This window comes from Pseudomonas sp. DE0010, assembly GCF_007680745.1.
Lineage (GTDB): Bacteria > Pseudomonadota > Gammaproteobacteria > Pseudomonadales > Pseudomonadaceae > Aquipseudomonas > Aquipseudomonas parafulva_B.
On record NZ_VEJQ01000029.1, the window covers coordinates 35,894 to 56,921 of the forward strand.

Here is a 21,028-nt window from a genome sequence, read left to right on the forward strand (position 1 = left end):
ATAATGTAGCCCCTTTTTTCTGTCCCTACATGTGGAAGGTTCCCGTGACTCAGAAGCCCGACCAGTGTCTTGGTGAGTGGATCGATCGTGAAGCCCTGGCTGAAGCGATGATCCCGCTTATCGGTCAGCTCTACCGCAACAACAATGTGGTGAGCTCGATCTATGGCCGCAGCCTGATCAACCGTTCGGTTATCTCGATCCTCAAGGCACACCGCTTTGCGCGTCATCGCCAGACCGACGAAACCGAACTGTCCGTTCACGAGACATTCCCCCTGCTCAAGGCCATGAGCGAGCTGAAACTGGGCGCCGCCTCGGTCGACCTGGGCAAGCTGGCCAACAAGTTCAAGCTCGAAGGCAACGGCCGCAGCGCCGAGCAGTTCGTGCGTGAAGAACTGGCTGACGTGGTGGGCCAGCAGAACGCCGCCGCGCGCAAAGGCACCGACGTCGTGCTGTATGGTTTCGGCCGTATCGGTCGCCTGCTGGCGCGTATCCTGATCGAGAAGACCGGTGGTGGCGACGGCCTGCGCCTGCGTGCCATCGTCGTGCGCAAAGGCGCCGAGAACGATCTGGTCAAGCGTGCCAGCCTGCTGCGTCGTGATTCGGTGCATGGGCCGTTCGATGGCACCATCACCATCGACGAAGCCAACAACACCTTGACGGCCAACGGCAACCTGATCCAGATCATCTACGCCAAGAACCCGAGCGAAGTCGACTACACCCAGTACGGCATCGACAACGCGCTGATCGTGGACAACACCGGCGTATGGCGTGATGCCGACGGCCTGGGCCAGCACCTGGCCTGCCCGGGTGCCAGCCGCGTGATCCTCACCGCACCTGGCAAGGGTGCCCTGAAGAACATCGTGCATGGCATCAACCACGGCGAGATCACGGCCGATGACAAGATCATCTCCGCCGCCTCCTGCACCACCAACGCCATCGTGCCGGTGCTCAAGGCCGTCAACGACCAGTACGGCATCGTCAACGGCCACGTCGAAACCGTTCACTCGTTCACCAACGACCAGAACCTGATCGACAACTTCCACAAGGGCAGCCGCCGTGGCCGCGCCGCGCCGCTGAACATGGTCATCACCGAAACCGGTGCTGCCACCGCCGCCGCCAAGGCCCTGCCTGTGCTCAAGGGCAAGTTGACCGGCAACGCCATTCGCGTGCCGACGCCGAACGTGTCGATGGCAATCCTCAACCTGAACCTGGAAAAGGCCACCAGCCGCGAGGAAATCAACGAGTACCTGCGCCAGACGGCCATGCACTCGGACCTGCACAAGCAGATCGACTATGTGAGCTCCCAGGAAGTGGTCTCCACCGACTTCGTGGGTTCGCGCCACGCCGGTGTGGTAGACGCCGAAGCCACCATCTGCAACGACAATCGCGTCGTGCTGTACGTGTGGTATGACAACGAGTTCGGCTACAGCTGCCAGGTCGTGCGCGTGATGGAAGACATGGCCGGGGTCAACCCACCTGCCTTTCCACGCTGATCGGCCAGTCAGACGCTGAACACACGGGAACCTTCGGGTTCCCGTTTTCGTTTGCGCTGCCGGGCACGGGCGCTTGTCCTAGCAGAGCGCAGGGGGGCATCGAGTGACTCAGCGCAACATTTCAGGGACAATAACCGCCGTTTCGCAGGTGCCTGGGCGGTATTTCCGTCTGAGCAGGCAGTGAAAGGTGATCGAAAGCGTGGACAAGGATGATTGCCGCCAGGGAGACGGTGCTTTATGTAGTGCGGGCGAAATTGGCCTACGACGCGACCAAGGGTTAATGTGCGCGCCGTTCACGCTTGATTAGACTGCACCCGATTTTTCTCATGGCGCCGAGGCGGCATGATCGTGCGCCGCAAGCGACCGTGGCTTGCGGGCCAGTTCTGAAGGAGTACGCATGGCTGTCTACAACTACGACGTAGTGGTGCTGGGTTCCGGCCCGGCCGGGGAAGGTGCGGCAATGAACGCCGCCAAAGCAGGGCGCAAGGTGGCAATGGTCGACACCCGTCGCCAGGTCGGGGGTAACTGCACCCACCTGGGCACCATCCCGTCCAAGGCGCTGCGTCACTCGGTGCGGCAGATCATGCAGTTCAACACCAACACCATGTTCCGCGCCATCGGCGAGCCGCGTTGGTTCTCCTTCCCGGACGTGCTCAAGAGCGCCGAAAAGGTCATCGCCAAGCAGGTGGCCTCGCGCACGGGCTACTACGCCCGCAACCGCGTCGACCTGTTCTTCGGCACCGGCAGCTTCGCTGACGAGCAGACCGTCGAAGTGGTCTGCCCCAATGGCGTGGTGGAAAAACTCAACGCCAAGCACATCATCATCGCCACCGGTTCGCGCCCCTATCGGCCCGCAGACATCGACTTCAACCACCCGCGTGTGTACGACAGCGACACCATCCTCAGCCTCAGCCACACCCCGCGCAAGCTGATTGTGTATGGCGCCGGCGTGATCGGGTGCGAGTACGCCTCGATCTTCAGCGGCCTTGGTGTGCTGGTCGAGCTGGTGGACAACCGTGGGCAACTGCTCAGCTTCCTGGATTCGGAAATCTCCCAGGCCCTGAGCTACCACTTCAGCAACAACAACATCACCGTGCGCCACAACGAAGATTATGAGCGGGTCGAGGGCCTGGACAACGGCGTCATCCTGCACCTGAAGTCGGGCAAGAAGATCAAGGCCGATGCCTTGCTCTGGTGCAACGGGCGGACCGGCAATACCGACAAGCTGGGGCTGGAGAACATCGGCATCAAGGTCAACAGCCGCGGCCAGATCGAAGTGGACGAGGCCTACCGCACCAGCGTGCCGAACATCTACGGCGCAGGCGACGTGATCGGCTGGCCGAGCCTGGCCAGTGCCGCGCACGACCAGGGCCGCTCGGCCGCAGGCAGCATCGTCGACAACGGAAGCTGGCGTTTCGTCAACGATGTGCCGACGGGCATCTACACCATTCCGGAAATCAGCTCGATCGGCAAGAACGAGCAGGAACTGACCCAGGCCAAGGTGCCCTATGAAGTGGGCAAGGCCTTCTTCAAGAGCATGGCCCGGGCGCAGATCGCCGGTGAGCCCCAGGGCATGCTGAAAATCCTGTTCCACCGCGAGACCCTGCAGGTGCTGGGTGTGCACTGCTTCGGCTACCAGGCATCCGAGATCGTGCATATCGGCCAGGCAGTGATGAATCAGCCAGGCGAGCTGAACAACCTCAAGTACTTCGTGAACACCACGTTCAACTACCCGACCATGGCAGAAGCCTATCGGGTAGCGGCCTATGACGGTCTGAACCGGCTTTTTTGAGCGGCTCCGACCGGTGGCCTGAGCCGGTCGGAGAGACCGAATTCAACCCTGCCCGAGGGTGGTCCTGGCCAAACCGGGAAAGTCTGTAATCAGGCTGTCCACGCCAAAATCAGCGAGCCTGCGCATCAGCGCCGGCTCGTTGACCGTCCATACCGATACGTGCAAACCCTGCTTCTGCGCTTTTTGCAGGCGTTCCGGGGTGCACAACGTCCAATTCAGTGCCAGCATCTGGCAACCATAATTCTGTGCAACCTTCAGCGGGTCGAGCCAGGCGTATTCGGCCACCAGGCCGCGTTGCACGTCCGGCACCAATTCTTGAGCGGCGCCCAGCACTTCGCGTGAACTGGAGGTGATCGTCACCTTGTCCAGCAAGCCGAACTGCTGGGCCAGCTCGCGTATGGCCAGCACCGTAGTGGCTGCGCGGGTGCGCGAGGCGCTCTTGACTTCCAGCTGCCAGTGCTCGAACGGGCACTTCTCGAACAGCTCTTCCAGGCGTGGGATAGGGCAAGGCTGGACCCAGCCCGGGCCACCCTGACGTGCGTCGAGCTTGACCAGGTCATCGGCCGGGTGCTCGACCACCTTGCCGCGCTTGCCGGTGGTGCGCTTGAGGGTAGGGTCATGGATCACCATCAGCTGGTTGTCGGCCGACAGGTGCAGATCCAGCTCGCAGCGCATGATGCCGTGGGACAGGCACTGGCGGAAGCTGTTCAGGGTGTTCTCGGGTGCTTCGCCCTTGGCGCCGCGATGGCCGTAGATCAGGGTCACGTTCGTTCCTTCAGTGAGAAAATGAGTCAGGGTGATGGGGCGTTCTGTTCAAGTTGCTGGCGTCTTTGCTGTTGCTGGCGTTGCAGAATGTAGCGGGCAAGCAGCTGGCGCTGGGCATCGACCATGTCGATGAATTCGATGCCGACCTCGAAGCCGCCCTGGGGCCTGGCGTCGCAATGGGTGATCTTGCCACGCAACAGCAGGCCGTGGGCGCGCGGCATCAGCACCATTTGTACCTTCACCTGGCTACCCTGTGCAAAGGGCTCTGGCTGGATGCACTCAAGGCCACCTTCGGACACCACGACTGCCTGCGGCTGGCCTACCTCGCCCAGCAGGGTATGGGCGACCACGGCGCTGAGCACGTCCAGGCGCTTGTTTTGTACCCGTAGAAACGCTGCAAGGGTGCGGTCCTTGTCGCTGAGCTGGCGCAGCAGGTGCTGGGCCTCGAAGTCGGCCAGGTGCAGCTCGCTGAGCAGATTGAACAGCGGGGAATCATCCTGCAACACATCTGGATCCAGGGCTTCGGCCGCGCTCAATGGGCTGATTTGAAGTGCGATCCGATCGGCGATGCGGTAGTATTCGCGGCGATCTTCTTCGTCTAATGTCGTCATGGCGAACCCATGGTAGCGGCGGTGGTCCGAGTGTAAAGCCGCCATAGGCGCCTCGCCACAAGGACGTTCCCTTCCATCCGAACAAGCCCCGACATGTTCAGACCTCTTTTCGCATTCATCGGCACGCGTTATACCCGTGCCAAACGTCGCAATCACTTCGTCTCGTTCATTTCCCTGACCTCGATGATCGGCCTCGCCCTGGGCGTGGTAGTCATGATCGTGGTGCTGTCGGTGATGAACGGGTTCGACCACGAGATGCGCACCCGCGTGTTGGGCATGATCCCTCACGCCACGCTCGAGAGCGGCCAGCCCATCGCCGACTGGCCTGCCCTTGCCGAACAAGTAAAGCAGAATCGGCAGGTGGTGGCGGTCGCGCCCTTCACCCAGATGCAGGGTCTGCTGACCCATGACGGCAAGGTGCAGAAGGTGCTGCTCAACGGCATCGATCCGGCCCGGGAACGGGAGGTGTCGATCATCGACAACTTCGTCCAGCAGGGCGGGCTGGACCAGTTGGCGCCCGGCGAGTGGGGCATCATGATCGGTGACAAGGCCGCGGCCAAGTTGGGTGTGGCCGTGGGCGACAAACTCACTTTCGTGGCCCCGGAGGTCAGCGTCACGCCGGCCGGCATGTTCCCGCGCATGAAGCGCTTCACCGTGGTGGGCACCTTCCATGTGGGGGCCGGCGAGATCGACGGTTACCTGGGGCTGACCAACATCGCCGACCTGTCGCGCCTGCACCGCTGGAAGCCCGACCAGGTGCAGGGCCTGCGCTTGAAGTTCGATGACCTGTTCCAGGCCCCGCGCGTGGCCTACGACATCGCCCAACAACTGGGTGACCAGGATTTCTATAGCCGCGACTGGACCCGTACCCATGGCAATCTCTACCAGGCCATTCGCATGGAAAAAGCCATGATCGGCCTGCTGTTGCTGCTGATCGTCGCGGTTGCCGCGTTCAACATCATTTCCACACTGGTTATGGTGGTCAACGACAAGCGGGGGGACATCGCCATCCTGCGCACGTTGGGCGCCACCCCTGGGCAAATCATGCTCATCTTCATGGTGCAGGGCACTGTGATCGGTGTGGTGGGCACGTTGATCGGGGCCGTGGTGGGCATCATTGCGGCGCTCAACGTCAGCACGGTCATCGCCGGTATCGAGCACCTGATCGGCCACAAATTCCTCAACGCCGACGTGTATTTCATCGATTACCTGCCCTCGCAGATCCAGGCCCAGGATGTGTACATGGTCTGTGGTGCGGCATTGGTCCTGAGTTTCTTCGCCACCCTGTACCCTGCCTGGCGTGCGGCACGCACCCAGCCAGCAGAGGCGTTACGTTATGAGTGAGTCGCGCATGAGTGATAAAGCCGTTCTGAGTTGCCGCAACCTGGGCAAGTCCTACGATGAGGGCCCCGAGTCGGTGCAGGTCTTGTCTGGCCTGAACCTGGAACTGCACGCCGGCGAGCGTATCGCCATTGTCGGCAGTTCGGGGTCGGGCAAAAGCACCTTGCTCAACCTGCTGGGCGGCCTGGATCGCCCTACCCAGGGCAGTGTCTGGCTGGCCGGCGAAGAGCTATCGGCGTTGGGCGAGCGCGCCCGGGGCCTGCTGCGCAACCGCGAGTTGGGTTTCGTGTACCAGTTTCATCACCTGCTGCCCGAATTCACGGCCCTCGAGAACGTGTGCATGCCACTGCTGATCGGCCGTACGGCTATTCCAGAGGCGCGTGAACGTGCCGAGGCGCTGCTTAAACGCGTTGGGCTGGGGCATCGGCTCAATCACAAGCCGGCCGAGCTGTCTGGCGGCGAGCGTCAGCGAGTGGCCATCGCACGTGCGCTGGTCAACCGCCCAGGCCTGGTGATGCTGGATGAACCCACCGGGAACCTCGATCACCATACTGCACAGGGCATCCAGGAGTTGATGCAGGAACTGTCCAGCGCTTCGCGCACGGCGTTCCTGGTGGTGACCCACGACCTGAGCCTTGCGCGTCAGATGGACCGTGTACTGAAACTCGACAATGGCCACCTGGTGGCGATCTGACCGACCGAGCGGGGTGACCCTTTCATCCCGCGACCTGTTTTGATTGGGTGTATCCGCACATGTTCAGACCCCTGCCCATCTTCATCGGCGCGCGCTATACCCGGGCCAAGCGTCGCAACCATTTCATCTCGTTCATCTCCATGACCTCGATGATCGGCCTGTCCCTGGGCGTGCTGGCCATGATCGTGGTGCTGTCGGTGATGAATGGCTTCCAGCGCGAAATGAGCTCGCGCATCCTGGGCCTGGTACCCCACGCGGCTATCCTGGGCCAGCAGCCGCTGGACAACTGGCAGCAAGTGGCCGATGCGGCCATGAAAAACCCTGCCGTGGTTGCCGCGGCCCCGATCACCGAAATGGAAGGCATGCTGTCCTACAAGGGTGCCATGCAGCCGATTCAGGTAGGCGGTATCGACCCGGCCGAGGAAAACAAGGTGTCGATCGTAGGGCGGCATATCGTTCAGGGTCGCCTGCAGGACTTGCAGCCCGGCGAGTTCGGCGTGGTGATCGGCGAGCTGACGGCCCGCCGCTTTCGCCTGAATACCGGGGACAAACTGACCTTGATCGTGCCGGAGATCAGCAGCGAGCCTGGCGGGATCACCCCACGCATGCAGCGCTTGACCGTGGTGGGCATCTTCAAGGTGGGCGCCGAACTCGATGGCTCTCAGGCCTACATTCACATGGCTGATGCCGCGACGATGCAGCGTTGGGCGCCCGGCCAGGTGCAGGGTGTGCGGCTGAAACTGCATGACCTGTACGCCGCCCCGCAGGTGTCCAAGGCCATCGCAGCGCAGCTGGGTGAGGGCTATCGGGCAGATGACTGGTCCCATACCCAAGGCAGCCTGTTCAGTGCCATGAAGATGGAAAAGACCATGATCGGCCTGTTGCTGCTGATGATCATTGCCGTGGCCGCGTTCAACATCATCGCCACCTTGGTCATGGTGGTAAACGACAAAGGGCCGGATATCGCCATCCTGCGTACCCTCGGGGCAACGCCTGCGCAGATCATGGGTACGTTCATGGTCCAGGGCAGCTTGATTGGCGTGGTCGGCACGCTGATCGGCGGCGTGCTGGGGGTGATCGCCGCGCTCAACGTGAGCCAGATCGTGGGCTGGCTGGAGCGGATCAGCGGTCAGCATATCTTCACCTCCGACGTGTACTTCATCAGCAGCCTGCCATCGGAGCTGCAAAGCGGGGACGTGGTGATGATCTGCGCGGCAGGGCTGGTGATGAGCTTCCTGGCGACCCTATACCCAGCCTACCGGGCTTCCCAGGTACAACCGGCCATCGGCCTGGCGGTTTGACGGAGCCTTTACCGGCTTGTGAAGTCCAGCGTGAAGCGGGTCCAGCCAGACTCGCTCGCCACCTGAATCCGCCCGCCATGGGCCTGCACGATCGACCGCGTGATCGCCAGGCCCAGGCCGGCGTGTTCGCCGCCGCCGTCATGCCTGGAAGGGTCCACCCGGTAGAAACGATCGAACAGCCGTGGCAGTGCCGTCGCCTCGATGGCGCTGCCTGTGTTGGCCACGGTAATGCTCGGCCCAGCCGCCAGTGTGATCCGCACCTGTCCGCCCGCCGGCGTGAAGCGCAGGGCGTTGTCGAGCAAGTTGCAGAGCGCCCGGCGCAGCATGGTCCGGTCGCCGGGCAGCCACGCCTGCCCCTGGCGTGTCAGCTGCACGGCCGCTTCTTCAGCAGCCAGGGCGTAATACTCCAACAGCGAATCCACTTCATCATGCAGCGCCAGTGGTGTGGCATCTGGTGCCAATAGCCCCTGGTCGGCCTTGGCCAGGAAGAGCATGTCATTGATCATCTGCGCCATTGCTTGCAGCTCTTCCAGATTGTCATGCAAGGCCTCCCGGTAGGCGTCGAGGCTGCGTGGGCGAGTCAGGGTGACCTGGGTGTGGGTCAGCAGATTGGACAGCGGCGTACGCAGTTCATGGGCGATATCAGCCGAAAACGCCGACAGGCGCTGAAACGCATCGTCCAGGCGCTGCAGCATGGCATTGAGGCTGTCAGCCAATTGGGCCAGTTCGGCAGGCATCTGCTCCACAGGTAGGCGAGTGGTGAGCGAGCGGGCAGAGACGCGTGCGGTGATGCGCCCCATCTGCCTCAAGGGGCGCAGGCCGCTACGCGCTGCCCAGGCGCCCAGCAGGGCGGTGACCAGCGCCGACAGCCCGACTGTCAGCCAGACCAGACGCTGCATGCCCTGCAGAAAATGCTGGTGATGGGTGATGTCAAGGTACAGCACAAGGTGCGGTGAGGCCGCGCTGCCGGGCATCAGCGCCACAGCAAGGCTACGGTAGTCAGTGCCCTGCGCGTGTAGCGTGTTCAAACCCGTGGAGGAGGGCGCAGGGGGGAGGCCGGCGCGGCTCTCGAACCAGGTGGCGCCACTGCCTGAGGTGACCCGCACGGACAGGTCGGCCTGATGACTCAGCTCCTCGTGCAGGGCAGGCAGGCGGGTTTGCAGATCGGCTTGTGTGCCGACGTCAGTCAGGTGACGGCGCAACAATGACAGGCGCGACGCCAGCAACTGCTGGTCGAGTTCGATGAAATGCTGCTCGCTGGCCTGATTGAACACAAGGCCCGCCCCTAGCGAAACCGCAGCTGTGCAGGCGGCGAACAGCAGCGCCAGGCGGCTGGTCAGCGAAATGCGGCGCCTCACGACGAACGCACTTCCAGCACATAACCCATGCCGCGCACCGTGTGGATCAGCTTGTCGTCGTAGGCATCGTCCACCTTGGCCCGCAGTCGCCGAATGGCCACTTCGATCACGTTAGTGTCGCTGGCAAAGTTCATGTCCCATACCTGGGACGCGATAAGCGCCTTGGACAGCACTTCACCATGACGGCGCAACAGCAGCTCGAGCAAACCGAACTCCTTGGCGGTCAGGTCGATGCGCTGGCCGCCGCGCTCGACACGCCGGCGAATCAGGTCAAGGCGCAGGTCCGCCACCGCCAGCGAGGTATCGGCACTGGGCGTGGCCCCGCGCCTGAGCAGGCTGCGCACACGCGCCAGCAGCTCCGAAAAGGCGAATGGCTTGATCAGGTAATCATCGGCGCCCAGTTCCAAGCCATTTACCCGGTCCTCGATGGCATCGCGGGCGGTCAGAAACAGCACAGGCGTATCGATACCGGCTTGCCGCACGGCCTTGAGGATCTGCCAGCCGTCGCGCCCTGGCAGCATCACATCCAGGATCAAAAGGTCGTGATCGCCCGTCAGCGCCAGGAACTGGCCAGTCTCGCCATCGGTGGCCAGCTCTACCGTGAAGCCGGCCTCGCTCAGGCCCTGATGCAGGTACTGGCCAGTACGGGCCTGGTCTTCGACGATCAACAGTTTCATTGAGGCAAGCTCCGGCTGGCGATGCGGCGCCGCGGTGGAGTCCAGCCGGCGCGTGGGTGCCAGGATCATACGTGACCTGCGCAGCGTTCGGCCAAACTGACAGGCTTGTAATGCAACGGTCAGGTTCACGGCAGTCGCGAGGGCTCACTATCGCACTGTTCAATCCAACGAATGGGAACCCAGATGTCTCGCTTTATCATCGCCTGCGCACTGACGCTGGCCAGTAGTCTTGCTCAGGCAGGCACCGCCCACACACTGGCTTTCGGTGAGCCTGCGCCAGCCGAAAAAGCCACCCGTACGGTCGAGGTGAGGCTCAAGGATATCGCCTTCGAGCCCACCAGCCTCACTGTCAAGGCGGGTGAGACAGTGCGCTTTGTGTTGATCAACGAAGGGCAATTGCCCCACGAGTTCAACCTCGGTGACAAGGTCATGCATGCCGAACACCAGAAGCAGATGGTTGCCATGCAAGGCGAGCTGTTCAATGCGGCCGTAGGCGAACAGGGCATGGGGCATGGCGCCGTGAGCGGGCATGATCATGGTGCAGGCCATGGGCATGGCGGCGGTAACACGGTGCTGGTGATGCCTGGCCAGCGCGCCGAGTTGACCTGGAGCTTCAAGGCCTCTGCACCCGTCGAATTCGCCTGTAATGTGCCAGGCCATTACCAAGCGGGCATGGTGGGGCCGCTGATCATCGAATGAGTGGCGCTGCAAGGCGGTAAGCAAAAGGGTAGACTGGGCGCCCTACGCGTCATCCTGTACACGACAGGATTGCCCCAGAATGGGGGCGCGCACCGTACGAACGCTAGCGTCCACTCCACACTTTCAGGTCAGTTCCAATGCACCCTGCCGCCGAACACTCCCCGCTGGGCAAGTCCAGTGAATACGTCGCCACCTATTCCCCGGAGCTGTTGTTCCCGATCCCACGCACCGCCAAGTGGGCGGAGCTGGGCGTCACCGCGCAGACGCTGCCCTGGCAAGGTGTGGATTACTGGAACTGCTTCGAACTGTCCTGGCTGCTGCCCTCGGGTAAGCCGGTGGTTGCCATAGGCGAGTTCGCCATCCCGGCCGATTCGCCCAACATCATCGAATCGAAGTCATTCAAGCTTTACCTGAACTCGTTGAACCAGACCGTTTTTGCGGGCATCGAGCCGTTGCAGGCGTGCCTTGAGAAGGATCTCTCGGCGGCCGCCGGCAAGGCGGTAGGGGTTAAGGTCAAAACGCTGGAAGAGGTTGAGGCCCAAGGCGTGGTCGCTTTGCCAGGCACCTGCATCGATGGGCTGGACGTGGCTATTTCCAACTATGCGCAGCCGCAACCGGAGCTGTTGCAATGCGACGCCCATCAGGTGGTCGAAGAGACGCTGCACAGCCATTTGCTCAAGTCCAACTGCCCGGTCACCGGACAGCCTGACTGGGGGAGTGTGGTAGTGACCTACAAAGGCAGGGCACTTGATCACGCCAGCCTGCTGACCTACCTCATCAGCTTCCGCCAGCATGCGGACTTCCATGAGCAATGCGTGGAGCGCATCTACCTGGACCTGAAGAATCTGTTGCAGCCTGAGCACTTGACCGTTTATGCCCGGTATGTGCGCCGAGGTGGGCTGGACATCAACCCCTACCGCAGCATGGGGGAAATCGTCGTGAACAATGGGCGGCTAGCCAGGCAGTGACCGCCGCAGAGGTGCGCCTGCGTTGAACAGCAGCCGATCCTGACAGCAGGCCATGTGCTGTTCGCCTCTGGCCTGGGTGCGGGTCAAGGCAGGCCACTGCGCTGCGCTGGGCGCGCAGTAGCCCGAGCGGTATGTTTCAGATACCCATGCTGTGCAGCGAGTTGGCAATGCTGCGCAGGGTGGCCGTCAGGTCAGGGTGGTCGGCTTCAAATCGCTCCACGGCGAGGTTCACACCGTCGGCCAGGTTGTTGTCAGGCGTGGCGTTTTCCAGCTTCAGTTGCGCTTCGATCTGGCGCGCTTCTTCGTGGAGCGCAGCCAGCTCTTCGTCCGAAAGTGGCACGTTGCGATCCAGTTGCTCGCGCAGGCTGTTGAGGCGCTCTTGCAATTCGCGGGCAGGCATTGGCAATTCTCCATCATGGGTTTGGCAAGCCATGGACCTCAGCGAGGCGGCAAAGGTTCTGGCCTGTATTGAGCGTAAACCCTTCGTCTTGGATTTGCATGACTGGCAGCCGCTGGGCTGTGTCTGTATTTCTCGCGTATTAACTGCCAAGCGATGATTTTCATCCACAAGGCAGGGGAGTAATGGCTTTTCGCTAAAACTTGCAGCCATCGCGTAGCACCACAGACGCAACACTTGGTCACATTAAACTTCATGGCTGCCGAAAGCTGTCTATCGGCCTGCAAAACTCTATACTGCCGCACTACAGCAGCGCGCCTGTTGCGCTTGCGGCCGATAATCCTGATGGAGAAACACTATGCGTAGGATCGGTGCCAGTGTGATCGAACGAGTCACCCAGGCCTGTGTATGCGCCAGCATGCTGCTGGCGCCCGTGGCGGCTACCCAGGCCGCGACCGAAGAAGACCCCTGGGAAGCGGTCAATCGCCCGATCTTCCGCTTCAACGATACCCTCGATACGTACGCGCTCAAGCCGCTCGCCAAGGGCTATGACACCGTGACGCCGCAGTTTCTCGAAGACGGCATTCACAATATGTTCCGCAACCTGGGCGATGTGACCAACCTGGCCAACAACGTCCTGCAGCTCAAGCCCCATGCGGCAGGGGTGGATACGGCGCGCCTGATCGTCAACACCACCTTCGGCCTGGCGGGGTTCTTCGATGTCGGCACCAAGATGGGCCTGCAGCGCAGCGATGAGGACTTCGGCCAGACCCTGGGCTACTGGGGTGTACCCAGCGGCCCGTACGTGGTCATTCCGTTGCTCGGCCCCAGCACCGTGCGCGATGGCGTAGCCAAGTACCCGGACACCTTCACCCGGCCCTATCGCTACGTAGACCATGTCCCTACCCGCAACTCGGCCTTCGCCCTGGACGTGGTGGATACCCGTGCGAGCCTGCTGCCGGCCGAGAAGCTGATTCAGGGGGACAAATACATCTTCATTCGCAATGCCTACCTGCAGAACCGTGAGTTCAAGGTGCGCGACGGCGAAGTCGAGGACGATTTCTAATCCTACCGCATGGCCAGGATGCGCAGCCCGAACGTATGCTGCCCATCCGCCTGGGCCGCGATCCACACCACTTCCGCCGTGGCGTGCAAGCCTTCGAGCGACGGGTGATCCGACTCCAGGCGCACCTCCAGCCGATCCCCGACCTGGAACGGCTGAGGGGCTTGTACTTGCATCCCGCTACTGGACAGGTCGAGACACACGGCGGCGATGACGTTACCCTCGTGCACCAGGGTGACCGGCGTGTCGATGCGCATGCGGATGAAATCGCGTTTCTCGCTGTGGCTGGTGGCGCTATCGAGCATGCTGCATCCTTCCTGTGAGGTTACATCGTGAAGGTTTCTTATAACTCTCGGTGATTTGCCCTGTAAAGCCGCTCAAGCGTACCGTTCGAATGCTTGAAACCCCTGGCGGATGGGAGTACCGTCTGCGCCTTACACCGCATATCTCGCAGTTGCCCGGTAGGCTTTCTTGCCCTGCAACTGCAAAGAGCCTGCGACCTGTTAAGAATTCCCGCAGCTGTTGGTCTGCCTTACCGGCTCGCTGCACAAACCCCAATCGGCGCCGTTCGCCCACATGCAGAAAACCAGTGCAACGCTGCTGATCATCGATGACGACGACGTGGTCCGTGCAAGCCTCGCCGCGTATCTTGAAGACAGTGGCTTCAGCGTTCTCCAGGCTGGCAATGGCCAGCAGGGGCTTCAGGTCTTCGAAGAACACCAGCCTGATCTTGTGATCTGCGATTTGCGCATGCCGCAAATGGGCGGGCTCGAACTGATTCGTCAGATCAGCGCGCGTGCACCGCAGTTACCCGTGATCGTGGTGTCGGGTGCCGGGGTCATGGCCGATGCGGTGGATGCATTGCGCCTGGGCGCTGCGGACTACCTGATCAAGCCACTCGAAGACCTGGCGGTGCTGGAGCACTCGGTACGCCGTGCGCTGGATCGCGCGCACCTTGTGCTGGAAAACCAGCGCTACCGCGAGAAGCTCGAGGCTGCCAACCGCGAACTGGAGGCCAGCCTGCACCTGTTGCAGGAAGATCAGACCGCCGGTCGGCAAGTGCAGATGAACATGTTGCCCCAGAGCCCTTGGCATGCGGGTGATTTTGCCTTCGAGCACCAGATCATCCCGTCGCTGTATCTGTCAGGTGACTTCGCCGACTACTTCCGTGTGGATGAGCGGCGCATTGTTTTTTACCTGGCCGACGTGTCCGGGCACGGCGCTTCTTCGGCCTTTGTCACCGTGCTGCTGAAGTTCATGACTACCCGCCTTCTGTTCGAATTCAAGCGTGGCAAAAACATGCGCGAGTTCCAGCCTTCTGAAGTACTCAGCCACATCAACCGTGGGTTGATCAACTGCAAGCTGGGCAAGCACGTGACCATGGTGGGCGGGGTGATCGATGAGGACACTGGGTTGCTGACCTATGCCGTAGGCGGGCACTTGCCGCTGCCGGTGCTGCACACGCCCGAGCACACCCGCTACCTTGAAGGCCGCGGCTTGCCGGTGGGGCTGTTCGAGGAGGCCCGTTACCAGGACCTGGTGATCGAATTGCCACCGCGTTTTAGCCTGAGCCTGATGTCCGATGGCATCCTGGACCTTTTGCCAGGTGATACGCTCAAAGATAAAGAAGCCGCGTTGCCTGAAATCGTCAGGGCGGCAGAGGGTAGCCTGGATGGGCTGCGTCAACGTTTTGGATTGGCTACGCTAGGGGAGATGCCGGATGATATCGCCCTATTGGTGTTGAGCAGGAACCTTCAATGAGTACCGGTAGAATCCAGTTCGCCGAGCAGGACGGTACCTTCGTACTGAAGTTCGTCGGTGAAGTGCGCCTGACCTTGTGTTCGGCGCTCGATGCAACGATCGAGCGAATATTCACCGCGCTGAATTTCTCGACCATCGTGATCGACCTGACCGAAACCGAAAGCATCGACAGCACCACCCTTGGCTTGCTCGCCAAGTTGTCGATCCTGTCGCGACAGAAAGTGGGTCTGCTGCCGACCGTCGTGACTACCAACCCGGATATTTCCCGCCTGTTGCAATCGATGGGGTTCGATCAGGTATTCAACATCGTCGACCGCCCCATCCCATGCCCCGAATGCCTGTCCGACCTGCCATCCCAGGATCAGAACGAAGAGGTGGTGCGCGCCAAGGTGTTGGAAGCGCACCGTATTCTGATGGGCTTGAATGAGTCCAATCGCGAAGCCTTTCATGACCTGGTGAGTGCGCTGGAGCGCAGTTGATCGAGTTGCGACATTCGGCAACGGTGTGCAGGACACACGACAGCGTCACCCTGGAGGCAAATACGAAACGGGCGGGAAATGTCGAACATTTCCCGCCCGCCTCAAGTCCCTAAGGTTGGGTCAGCCCTTTTCAGCCATGACCTTCTCAAGCTTCTCCTGATCGCGTGCAAACTGGCGGATGCCTTCGGCCAGCTTCTCGGTAGCCATGGCGTCTTCGTTCATGTCCCAGCGGAACTCGCTCTCACTCAGTTGACGCTTGGGCTCCCCGGCATTGCCTGGCTTCAGTACCTGCGGCAAGTCGCCCTGGTCTTCGCTCAACTGCTGCAGCAGCTCTGGGCTGATGGTCAGGCGATCGCAACCGGCGAGCTGTTCGATCTGGTTGGTGTTGCGGAAGCTGGCGCCCATGACCACGGTGTCGTAGCCGTTGGCCTTGTAGTAGTTGTAGATCCGCGTGACGGACTGTACGCCTGGATCATCGGCACCGGTGTACTCCTTGCCCGTGCTTTTCTTGTACCAATCGTAGATCCGGCCCACGAACGGCGAAATCAGGAACACACCGGCGTCGGCGCAGGCCTGGGCCTGGGCGAAGGAGAACAGCAAGGTCAGGTTGGTCTGGATGCCTTCCTTCTCCAGCTTTTCGGCGGCGCGAATACCTTCCCAGGTAGACGCCAGCTTGATCAGCACACGGTCACGGCCAACACCGGCCTTGTCGTACAGCTCGATCAGCGAGCGCGCCTTGGCCAGCAGGGCAGGCTCGTCGAACGACAGCCGCGCATCCACTTCGGTCGAGATACGCCCGGGGATGGCTTTCAAAATGCCCGAACCCACAGCCACCGCGAACATGTCGCAGGCCTGGTCCACATTACCGTTGGCCTCGCCCTTCACGCGCGTGAGCAACTCGGCATAGGCCGGGATGGCAGCAGCCTTGAGCAGCAGCGACGGGTTGGTGGTGGCATCTACCGGTTTCAGGCGCGTGATGGCGTCCAGGTCACCGGTGTCGGCGACCACGGTAGTGAACTGCTTGAGTTGTTCCAGCTTGGAAGTCATGGGCGTGCTCTGTCCTGTGCAATGGCTCGACATTACCCCAGCCCCCACGGTCGCTCAAGGGCCCGGCTGTACGAGAGGTGAGTGTTCGAGTACCCACCGTCTCCCAGGTTCCCTTCAGGCCGGGCCTTGCATCGTGTCGCGCAATCGGCAGGCGCTTGCGTGACACGCCAGCGCCCTCAACGCCCCTGCAACAACTCGACGGCCTGGTCGAACACGGCCAGCGGCTCGGCCGCCTTGTGGATGTCTGCCGAAAGCAGTTGGCGAAACCGGCGAGCGCCCTTGAAGCCCTGGGCCAGGCCGAGAATATGCCGGGTCACGTGATGCATCGCACCCCCTGCCTGCATATGCGCCACGATGTAAGGCCGTAACTGCGCCAGCACTTCGGTGCGGGTGACCACCGGTGCAACGCTGCCGAACAGCTGTTGATCCACCTCGGCCAGCAGATACGGGTTGTGATAGGCCTCGCGGCCCAGCATCACGCCATCGAAGGTCTGAAGGTGGGTATGGCAGTCGGCCAAGGTCTTGATACCGCCGTTGAGCACGATCTCAAGGTCCGGGAAATCAGCTTTCAGCTGCGCGGCCACGTCATAGCGCAGCGGCGGCACTTCGCGGTTTTCCTTGGGCGACAACCCTTCGAGAATGGCGATGCGTGCGTGCACGGTGAAACTGCGGCAACCCGCCTCGCGCACCTGCCCGACGAAGTCACACAACTGTGCATAGCTGTCGCGGCCATTGATGCCGATGCGGTGCTTGACCGTCACCGGTGTCGAGACGGCGTCGCGCATGGCCTTCACGCAATCGGCCACCAGCGCCGGGTGCGCCATCAGGCAGGCACCGATCATGTTGTTCTGCACCCGATCGCTGGGGCAGCCGACATTGAGGTTGACCTCATCATAGCCATCGGCTTCAGCCAGCCGCGCACACGCCGCCAGATCCGCCGGCACGCTGCCGCCCAGTTGCAGGGCCAGCGGGTGCTCGGAGGCATCGTGGCGCAGGAAACGCTGGGCGTCGTTGTGCAGCAGGGCACCGGTGGTGACCATTTCGGTGTAGAGCAGGGTGTGCTTGGAGAGTAGGCGCAGGAAGAACCGGCAGTGGCGGTCGGTCCAGTCCATCATGGGGGCAACGCTGAAGCGGCGGGAGGGCTCAGGGTGCGTGGTTTGTGGCTTTGAGGCTGATTCTAGGGGCATTCTGGTCTACGCATTTTCAATCGTTTTTCCGGGATTTTATGGCGTCTTGGTGTGACGTTGGTGCGATGTACCACCGGCCAATAACGCTTGTACCACCGGAAATCATGGCAACGATTAGAGCAAGGAAAAAGGCTGATTGAACGGTTGGGTTATCCGTCCAAGTCAGCCTTAACAAAAAGGGTGGCCTAGTCTATCAAGAAGCCCAGACATTCGTCCGCAAGCAAGCAGCACAGGTCTGGGCAAAGCGACGAGAGTCCGAGTTGGCCGTGTCTGGCGCTATCGCCTACCGTGGAGGGCACCCAGTCAAGGACATGATTGAGATCGGCAGCGACGAGTGGTGACATCTGCCGCATGGGGCGAGGGCGATTGTGCAAAGCTTGCCACGTTTGTGCACGCAGATCTCCCTTACGGCACCGATTCAATTGGCACGGCATAGTTCATGGCATGCAAGATGCTTGGCGTGGAGTATCTGCACTTTCACGATCTACGCAATAAAGGTGTGAACAGGTTGTTCCGAACGGCCTGGTTTATCCGGCAGGTTTCGAGTATGCCCGGCCATTGTGACTGACATTCGCTGTGACGTTACACGCATCTGAGAGGTGTTCGATATAAGGAGTGGAGCCGGTGAGAACGGATCATCCATGCGTCGGTAAGCGCCACTCGGATTTTTTTTGACGATTCGATGCAACGGAGCTGATTAGCCCAATGGACGGTTCGGCCTGCCCGCAGAGGCCTTATCTACTCTGTTATCACCGCTTTGGGTCTATCCGATTAGTAGAGTGGCCGCTTTCAACCCGCTGCGGTCCCTCATCCACCCCGAAACCGGGCCAAAACCCATTACTAATGTAGCCTGCAGGCTGATTGTAGTTGATCGCAATTAAGCGCAATGAAACATTCGAAAAACTCAGCTAGTGCCGTCGTGCTCTAGATTTAGATTGTCGTGCTTCGAGCTAGTATTATTTCGGGCAATAATGCTGAGTTTTAAAGCCTTCAGAAATATCCAGCGCCAAACTTTAGGAAGCATAGAGCGAAGCAGGCGGCGAGCAGGAGTTATCGGCAGAAGCAAGATCCAAACTATACTGACAACAACGCCGACAACTAGACCGACTGGCATCAGAGCAATTTTCGTAAGGTCTTGAAGGAATTCTAAAGCAGAAAAAGACCGCTCATAAGTATGGTGTTTCAGTAGCGCATCGGAAATAACGTTAGTCCCAATCGCTCCTGATACGAATGGAAGCATGTAGGCGAATACCAGGTGGTAGCGCTCAAGCCGAGACAGTACATTCTGCGACACATGGCCTGAAGATTGCCATTCTTTACATCGCTCTAGCATATCGAGAAAAGCAATGTGTCCAAAGACGCCGATACCAATAAAGCAAATCCCAAGCATAAATACAACTGGGCGTGTAAGGTTAGAGCTAATCAAGCAATTGAATAGACATAATAAAGGTAGTGCGAGGCATGCTAAGAAAGAAAGTAATATGGATGGAGAAAACAAAATATCAAGATTCATGAATGTGCGCCTAACAGTGCTTGGAGTGCTATTGCTAATTGTGCATCAGCAGGTGCTGGTTGTTCAAGTATTTGCTTGGGGCTGCCACGGCTTGTGGCAAGCCTCGAAAAAATATTTTCCTCTAGGGCTAACTTTGGGCTTGGAGCATTGCTTAGCTCCCGCATTTTTCGTCTTCGTTTCCTTTCTGGCTGACATACACCGAAGCGCTGCGACTATGCAAGGCGAGAGTCAGAAAATATCAAGATCACTGTAAGATATAGCGAGAAAAAGCCGTAGCCATTAAGTGGGACGACCAGTAAATCCGAGGTTTCCGAGCTGTGGCAAGCAACGAGATAGAGCGCGCCCTCCATCACTAGAAAGGCTGATGGTACTGTGGGGGGGCTAGACCGAGTTGCGGCTCGCTTCAAGCCAGCAATCGTCCTCCAATGGCAGCTATGGCACGAAAGCGGTCAGTATCGTGTCCGGGATTAGGGCAATCCGACCGTTGCCATCCAGCCCATTGAGAGAGCAAGTAAATGGCCGCCGATTGTAGGAGGCCATCAACGCTAAGTCGCTAAGGTGGGCTCGACTGGGTGCAGACGCGGATTCAGCCATATAGTTCGCTGTAGACAGCTGAAAATGATCCTGGATCGCAGTCTTGTATCAGCCGCACGTCACATCTCATTCAACTGCGCACACTCTTTGCGCGCCGCATCCCGCTGCTGCTCTATCTAAAGGGCTAGATCGGCAATGTGTATGCCCATAGCGCTCTTCTGGCTCAATTCAAGTCGGGTGATAGGCAGCTTGATTTCCCCGGGCAGCACCTTGCGTTCGAATATGAGCGGCATGAGGCGCGTAATGTAGTCAGCGCATACCTGTTCGAGTGAGATGATCGACGTACCGTTGTACTACACCATCAAACCAGAGGCTGGGATCACGCCTGCCCCTCCTGTCGACGGCATGTTAAGCACCAGTCACCTGGCCTAGCGCCTCGGCAGCACGCCTGAAGTGGATGGGGATGACCAACTCTATCGCGGCCGGGGTCTGATTCAAGTGACTGGCCGTTTCAGCTGTGAAGCTTGTAGCGAAGCGCTGTTCGGAGATAGCCGGCTGCTGAACACGCCAGAGCTGCTCGATCATCCGGTCTACGCATCGTTGTCGGCTGGCTGGCTCTGGCAGAAAGAGGGACTGAATAGCGTCGCGCACAAAGGCGACCTCTTGGCCATCACCAAGCGCTTCAACGGCGGTACCAATGGCCTGGAGGATCGAAAGGCCATCGACGCTCGAGCGCTTGAGGTGCTGCAGTGAACGGGTGGGTCTCCCGCCTATTGGCTGTCGCGGCGTTGCTGCATGCCTGTGCGGTTGGCGCCCGAGCAGCTTGGGTTTGGCAGGCTAACGCATACAACGCGCAGCTTGCTGAGCAAGCCGACGATTACGGCAAACAGCTGGCAGAGAAGGAACGTATCAACGGCCTGGAGCGGGAGAGGGCGGCGGCTGCCGCGCTCGATCATCTAGCTGAACAACAGCAAGCCCGTAGCGCCCTGGAGGCTCGCCTGCAGGCCCAGGCACAAAACCACTGGAAGGAGATGGAAGATGCGCAACAAACTCAAGCTCGCCTGCGTGACCGGCTTGCTACCACTGATCTGCGGCTGTCAGTCCTCGTCGACTCTGGAGCCGTTGCCCGCTGGAGTTGTAGCGGTGGGGTGCGAGAAACCGCCGGCGCCGGAGGCGTGGTACCTGGCGCCGTACGCGCCCAACTTGACCCAACGCATGCTCAACGAATTATCGCCATCACCGATGAAGGCGACCGCGGACTAATCGCCTTGCAGGCCTGCCAGGCCTACGTTCGCGAAATCACCAAGCAGTAAAAGAGGCGAGCCGGGAAGGATGCGACAACATCCAG

The 21,028-nt window shown here is 60.5% G+C and carries 20 protein-coding genes and 2 pseudogenes; 12 read left to right on the forward strand and 10 right to left on the reverse strand.

Annotated elements, in window-relative coordinates:
• Positions 1-29 precede the first annotated feature (29 nt).
• Complete coding sequence (locus tag FS767_RS19065; RefSeq protein ID WP_027915082.1) at positions 30-1,493, forward strand: glyceraldehyde-3-phosphate dehydrogenase; 1,464 nt, start codon at positions 30-32, stop codon at positions 1,491-1,493.
• Positions 1,494-1,890: 397 nt separating this feature from the next.
• Positions 1,891-3,285 carry a Si-specific NAD(P)(+) transhydrogenase gene (gene sthA / locus FS767_RS19070; protein WP_023534167.1) on the forward strand — a complete coding sequence of 465 codons (1,395 nt, stop codon included), beginning with the start codon at positions 1,891-1,893 and terminating at the stop codon, positions 3,283-3,285.
• 42 nt (positions 3,286-3,327) lie between these two features.
• On the opposite strand, the gene FS767_RS19075 is transcribed toward sthA, so the two are convergent.
• Positions 3,328-4,050 carry a glycerophosphodiester phosphodiesterase gene (locus tag FS767_RS19075; protein WP_144967451.1) on the reverse strand — a complete coding sequence of 241 codons (723 nt, stop codon included), beginning with the start codon at positions 4,048-4,050 and terminating at the stop codon, positions 3,328-3,330.
• A 26-nt stretch (positions 4,051-4,076) separates the two neighbouring features.
• Positions 4,077-4,661, reverse strand: coding sequence for a PilZ domain-containing protein (locus FS767_RS19080; protein ID WP_144967453.1), 585 nt, complete (start codon positions 4,659-4,661; stop codon positions 4,077-4,079).
• A 93-nt stretch (positions 4,662-4,754) separates the two neighbouring features.
• Here FS767_RS19080 and FS767_RS19085 point away from each other — a divergent pair, with 93 nt between their 5' ends.
• From FS767_RS19085 to FS767_RS19095, 3 genes are read left to right on the forward strand one after another with little or no spacing between them, the layout of a single operon-like run.
• Positions 4,755-6,005: a lipoprotein-releasing ABC transporter permease subunit gene (locus FS767_RS19085; RefSeq protein WP_144967455.1), complete on the forward strand. Its 1,251-nt coding sequence runs from the start codon at positions 4,755-4,757 to the stop codon at positions 6,003-6,005.
• Positions 6,006-6,012: 7 nt separating this feature from the next.
• Positions 6,013-6,696: a lipoprotein-releasing ABC transporter ATP-binding protein LolD gene (gene lolD, locus FS767_RS19090; protein WP_174435400.1), complete on the forward strand. Its 684-nt coding sequence runs from the start codon at positions 6,013-6,015 to the stop codon at positions 6,694-6,696.
• 59 nt (positions 6,697-6,755) lie between these two features.
• Positions 6,756-7,997 carry a lipoprotein-releasing ABC transporter permease subunit gene (locus FS767_RS19095; protein ID WP_023534194.1) on the forward strand — a complete coding sequence of 414 codons (1,242 nt, stop codon included), beginning with the start codon at positions 6,756-6,758 and terminating at the stop codon, positions 7,995-7,997.
• A gap of 8 nt (positions 7,998-8,005) precedes the next feature.
• Here FS767_RS19095 and FS767_RS19100 read toward each other — a convergent pair whose 3' ends face one another.
• Positions 8,006-9,355, reverse strand: a complete 1,350-nt coding sequence (locus FS767_RS19100) for a heavy metal sensor histidine kinase (protein WP_144967457.1) — start codon at positions 9,353-9,355, stop codon at positions 8,006-8,008.
• Complete coding sequence (locus FS767_RS19105; protein ID WP_144967459.1) at positions 9,352-10,032, reverse strand: heavy metal response regulator transcription factor; 681 nt, start codon at positions 10,030-10,032, stop codon at positions 9,352-9,354. The genes FS767_RS19100 and FS767_RS19105 overlap by 4 nt, the downstream gene beginning before the upstream one ends.
• Before the next feature lie 183 nt (positions 10,033-10,215).
• Between FS767_RS19105 and FS767_RS19110 the strand changes: the two genes are divergently transcribed.
• Together FS767_RS19110 and queF are read left to right on the forward strand one after the other, a co-directional pair.
• Entirely contained in the window at positions 10,216-10,731 is a 516-nt protein-coding gene (locus FS767_RS19110; RefSeq protein ID WP_144967461.1) for a plastocyanin/azurin family copper-binding protein, read from the forward strand.
• 137 nt (positions 10,732-10,868) lie between these two features.
• Complete coding sequence (gene queF, locus FS767_RS19115) at positions 10,869-11,699, forward strand: NADPH-dependent 7-cyano-7-deazaguanine reductase QueF (protein ID WP_144967463.1); 831 nt, start codon at positions 10,869-10,871, stop codon at positions 11,697-11,699.
• 136 nt (positions 11,700-11,835) lie between these two features.
• Here the strand turns inward: queF and FS767_RS19120 are convergent, their stop codons facing one another.
• Positions 11,836-12,099 carry a DUF4404 family protein gene (locus FS767_RS19120; protein ID WP_023534264.1) on the reverse strand — a complete coding sequence of 88 codons (264 nt, stop codon included), beginning with the start codon at positions 12,097-12,099 and terminating at the stop codon, positions 11,836-11,838.
• A 355-nt stretch (positions 12,100-12,454) separates the two neighbouring features.
• Here FS767_RS19120 and FS767_RS19125 point away from each other — a divergent pair, with 355 nt between their 5' ends.
• The gene (locus FS767_RS19125; protein WP_058605700.1) at positions 12,455-13,162 is read left to right on the forward strand and encodes a VacJ family lipoprotein; all 708 of its coding nucleotides are present in this window, start codon (positions 12,455-12,457) and stop codon (positions 13,160-13,162) included.
• A 2-nt stretch (positions 13,163-13,164) separates the two neighbouring features.
• Here the strand turns inward: FS767_RS19125 and FS767_RS19130 are convergent, their stop codons facing one another.
• The gene (locus FS767_RS19130) at positions 13,165-13,464 is read right to left on the reverse strand and encodes a PilZ domain-containing protein (RefSeq protein WP_144967465.1); all 300 of its coding nucleotides are present in this window, start codon (positions 13,462-13,464) and stop codon (positions 13,165-13,167) included.
• Between the two features lie 271 nt (positions 13,465-13,735).
• On the opposite strand from FS767_RS19130, the gene rssB reads away from it, so the two are divergent.
• Together rssB and rssC are read left to right on the forward strand one after the other, a co-directional pair.
• On the forward strand, positions 13,736-14,920 hold the full coding sequence (gene rssB, locus FS767_RS19135; protein ID WP_144967467.1) for a two-component system response regulator RssB: 1,185 nt from the start codon (positions 13,736-13,738) through the stop codon (positions 14,918-14,920).
• Entirely contained in the window at positions 14,917-15,399 is a 483-nt protein-coding gene (gene rssC, locus FS767_RS19140) for an anti-sigma factor antagonist RssC (protein ID WP_058639645.1), read from the forward strand. Before rssB ends, rssC begins: the two co-directional genes overlap by 4 nt.
• A gap of 120 nt (positions 15,400-15,519) precedes the next feature.
• On the opposite strand, the gene tal is transcribed toward rssC, so the two are convergent.
• The 4 genes and pseudogenes from tal to FS767_RS19165 all read right to left on the reverse strand — a co-directional run.
• Positions 15,520-16,446: a transaldolase gene (gene tal, locus FS767_RS19145; protein ID WP_144967469.1), complete on the reverse strand. Its 927-nt coding sequence runs from the start codon at positions 16,444-16,446 to the stop codon at positions 15,520-15,522.
• A 176-nt stretch (positions 16,447-16,622) separates the two neighbouring features.
• Entirely contained in the window at positions 16,623-17,633 is a 1,011-nt protein-coding gene (gene dusA / locus FS767_RS19150) for a tRNA dihydrouridine(20/20a) synthase DusA (protein WP_144967471.1), read from the reverse strand.
• Between the two features lie 904 nt (positions 17,634-18,537).
• Entirely contained in the window at positions 18,538-19,146 is a 609-nt protein-coding gene (locus FS767_RS19160; RefSeq protein WP_144967473.1) for a hypothetical protein, read from the reverse strand.
• 710 nt (positions 19,147-19,856) lie between these two features.
• Positions 19,857-20,033, reverse strand: a pseudogene (locus tag FS767_RS19165) (pyocin activator PrtN family protein); the annotation flags it as partial.
• A 79-nt stretch (positions 20,034-20,112) separates the two neighbouring features.
• Here FS767_RS19165 and FS767_RS19170 point away from each other — a divergent pair.
• Positions 20,113-20,433, forward strand: a pseudogene (locus FS767_RS19170) (glycoside hydrolase family 19 protein); the annotation flags it as partial.
• Entirely contained in the window at positions 20,430-20,993 is a 564-nt protein-coding gene (locus tag FS767_RS19175) for a lysis system i-spanin subunit Rz (protein ID WP_144967475.1), read from the forward strand. The pseudogene FS767_RS19170 and the gene FS767_RS19175, both read left to right, overlap by 4 nt.
• Positions 20,994-21,028 lie beyond the last annotated feature (35 nt).